Here is a 3,212-nt window from a genome sequence, read left to right on the forward strand (position 1 = left end):
AATAATAATAGTTTGCATTTTAATTATCGTTATTATTGATTTCAATTATAAAATGAGAGATTTACTCTATAGTAAGAAATCTTTTTCAATCGGAACGAACTTTGACGCAGAATCGATAAGATTTTGAGCAGTGAGCCCTGGTACACCGTAAACTTCCACTTTTTTTCCAAAGCGCTGTTTAATTCTTTCCAAAAGGATCTCAAAGTCCCCGTCTCCAGAGACTAGAACGATTGTATCCACATTCTCTGCTAGTTCGATGGCATCTAAGGCAATACCGACATCCCAGTCACCTTTCGCACTGCCATCACGACGCTGAATAAATGGCTTCAATTTCACATCAAAACCCACACCGCGCAGAATATGATGGAATTGACGCTGCTTAGGATCTTGACTAGAAATCGCATACGCATGAGCCGCAACAACATTTCGACCTTCTGTCGCTACATACCAAAATTGGTTGTAATCAAAGTTAGAACGATATTTGTCTCGTGTTGTGTAGTAAACGTTTTGGACGTCGACCAAAATAGCTATGTTTTCCATAAATTCATACCTTTAGATTTTCGGTATACCCTATTCTATTCAACCCTAAAATGCGAGTCGCTTTATCCAATAAAAATGAACCTGTTGGTTATGGTTAACGTAAATCTAAGCATGTTTAACGTAATCCTAACTATGCTTAATAGGTGTCTATCAAACTGGACGATCGTCTTTGACGTTGGTGACCACCACACAAGGGCTATCGATTAGAGATACAAGTAAAGCTAACAGGCTACTTAAGGGAGGTTGGCTATGCTACACCGACAAAAACACAAATCGCACGTAAGCTTCGACAACACCGCAATGGTCGCTTTAGCTTCTTCCAGTTGTTGGTTAACTTTGCTCAAGCTAATAACTGTTAGCATCGTGTTGATTTTTAGCCTCTCCACTCATTCAGTGTTTGCTTATCCGGCCTACTCCCATTCACAACCACTGCCTCATCGCAGTGTCATTTATTTCGCCCCAGAGGAAGACTCGGTGGTAAAAGAGTTTCTTAATGAAGTGCTGATCAATAACTGCCAGCTAGACGAAAGAGATGTTGTCATCATGGTGATAGCAGAAAGCGGATACACCGTCCCGACTTGGCTTGAGGAAGAGTTTAACTTAGAAGCAGTGACTAGCATTTATGAGATTCCCAAAGGCTCTCACACTGCAGTATTAATTGGCAAAGACGGAAAAGAGAAACATCGTTGGAATGGTAAAACGGATTGGAACCTCATCACCAACATTATCGATGAAATGCCAATGCGCCAACAAGAAATGCAGCGACAAAACAGCCGCTGCAGTATCTAATTCAAAACGTAAAAATTAGGCGTGACTCGATTGCTTGTTAAACCAGTCAAGTTTTTCATGGAGTTGCGCCACACTACCAACAACAATCAAGGCTGGGCTAGTCGCGACACTAGCCAGGCTTGCTAGGTCACTCAACCCACCTCGAAACACCTTCTGCTCTTGGCGTGTGCCGTTTTCAATAATCGCGACAGGCATATCCGCGCGCATGCCGTTATCAAGCAGATTCTTCTGAATATTCGGGCTCTCTTTTAATCCCATATAGAACACGATGGTATGATTGTGTTGTGCCAGAGATTGCCAATCAATATCTTCACCGTCTTTTTTAAGGTGACCAGTAATAAACTGAACACTTTGAGCGTGGTCGCGATGCGTCAGTGGAATACCCGCATAAGCCGTAGCGCCCGCAGCGGCTGTAATACCAGGAATGACTTCAAATTTAACGTCGTTCTCTGCAAGCGTTTCACACTCTTCCCCACCACGTCCGAAGATAAATGAGTCACCACCTTTAAGGCGAACGACGTGCTTGTTTTCCTGAGCTTTAGTGACCAATAATTGGTTAATCTGGTCTTGTGGAACACAGTGGTGATCGAGCTTTTTCCCCACATACAACATCTCTGCATCTGGGTTTGCCATCGCCAAGATATCTTTTGATACCAAACGATCGTAAACCAGTACATCCGCTTGTTGGATGACGCGCGCTGCTTTTAAAGTTAACAGGTCTGGGTCACCAGGCCCTGCACCAACCAGTGATACAAATCCATTGCTTTCTTTATTAACATTCGATGGCGATACTTCTGACATACTTTGCTCCGAAAGTTAGCTTGTTATATTCCAAGCTTAATTCTGTTTGATGATTCATCATTCAATGAATCATCAATATCCCTACTTCTTAGACTATCAGTTGTTGCCGTAAAACTTCACGATTAATTCTAATCAAGATAGAAGTTTATATAACAAAACAATCTATTACGTTGGTAAACACCGATATTTGCACCATTCTCGAGCACATGTAGCCCAACTTAGGTGCACTGCTATCTAAGTAGAGAGTGTTGAGATCAAAAAAGCCCCAAATCAACAGTTTGGGGCTTAATAAACTTTATCAATTACTCATTAGCCTAGAGTATTCGAATTACTTAGCGCCTAGAGAAGGAGCTGTTCTAGCGTGAGTTAAGAATAGTGGAACACATGTTAAGAACAAGCCACCAACGATGTTACCTAGGATTGTTGGGATAAGGTTGAAGTTCAACCAAGTCGCGATACCGAAGTCAGCGCCAAGAATCATACCCAGTGGGAATAGGAACATGTTTACTACTGTGTGCTCAAATACTAGTGCGAAGAAGATGAAGATTGGGAACCACATCATTGCTACACGGCCAGACACAGTACGCGCTGTCATGTTACCAATCACACCTAGACATACCATTAAGTTACAGAAGATACCGCGTACGAAACACGTGATCCATCCGTCCATACCCATGTTTTCAAAACCTAGGCTACGGCCAGTTGAAACTGCGATGAACTTCTGAGCAACAGCGTTTGGCTCTAGAGAGAAGTTACCTGTTAGTGAAACCGCAACTAGGAAAGCAACAATTAAAGAACCGATAAGGTTACCCAGACCAACAAGGCCCCAACAGCGTAGAATACGACCCCAAGTGATACCTGGACGGTTGTCGAATTTCGCTAAAGGTGCAAGACCAAATACACCTGTTACTAAGTCGTAACCCATTACACTAAGAATTACGAAACCAACTGGGAACACGAGTGCGCCAACAATACCGATACCTGTTTGAACGATAGTCGTGATAGCCACTACAACCGCAAGAGAAAGGATAATACCAGCCATAGTACTTCGGATAAGAAGATCGCGAGTACCCGTCTTGGTT

General features: G+C 42.7%; 4 protein-coding genes. 1 reads left to right on the forward strand and 3 read right to left on the reverse strand.

From position 1 onward, the window contains the following. Positions 1–66 precede the first annotated feature (66 nt). Positions 67–540 (reverse strand): NYN domain-containing protein, encoded by a 474-nt coding sequence (locus tag BCT81_RS00980; protein WP_102423007.1) that lies wholly within the window; start codon positions 538–540, stop codon positions 67–69. Positions 541–789: 249 nt separating this feature from the next. Here BCT81_RS00980 and BCT81_RS00985 point away from each other — a divergent pair, with 249 nt between their 5' ends. Continuing rightward, complete coding sequence (locus BCT81_RS00985) at positions 790–1,329, forward strand: DUF4174 domain-containing protein (protein ID WP_102423008.1); 540 nt, start codon at positions 790–792, stop codon at positions 1,327–1,329. A 15-nt stretch (positions 1,330–1,344) separates the two neighbouring features. Here the strand turns inward: BCT81_RS00985 and cobA are convergent, their stop codons facing one another. Beyond that, positions 1,345–2,130, reverse strand: a complete 786-nt coding sequence (gene cobA, locus BCT81_RS00990; protein WP_102423009.1) for a uroporphyrinogen-III C-methyltransferase — start codon at positions 2,128–2,130, stop codon at positions 1,345–1,347. Positions 2,131–2,458: 328 nt separating this feature from the next. Then, a partial coding sequence (locus BCT81_RS00995; protein ID WP_102423010.1) for a formate/nitrite transporter family protein occupies positions 2,459–3,212 on the reverse strand: 754 nt, incomplete at its 5' end.

The organism is Vibrio sp. 10N.261.52.A1, from assembly GCF_002876325.1.
In the GTDB taxonomy this organism is placed as follows: domain Bacteria; phylum Pseudomonadota; class Gammaproteobacteria; order Enterobacterales; family Vibrionaceae; genus Vibrio; species Vibrio chagasii.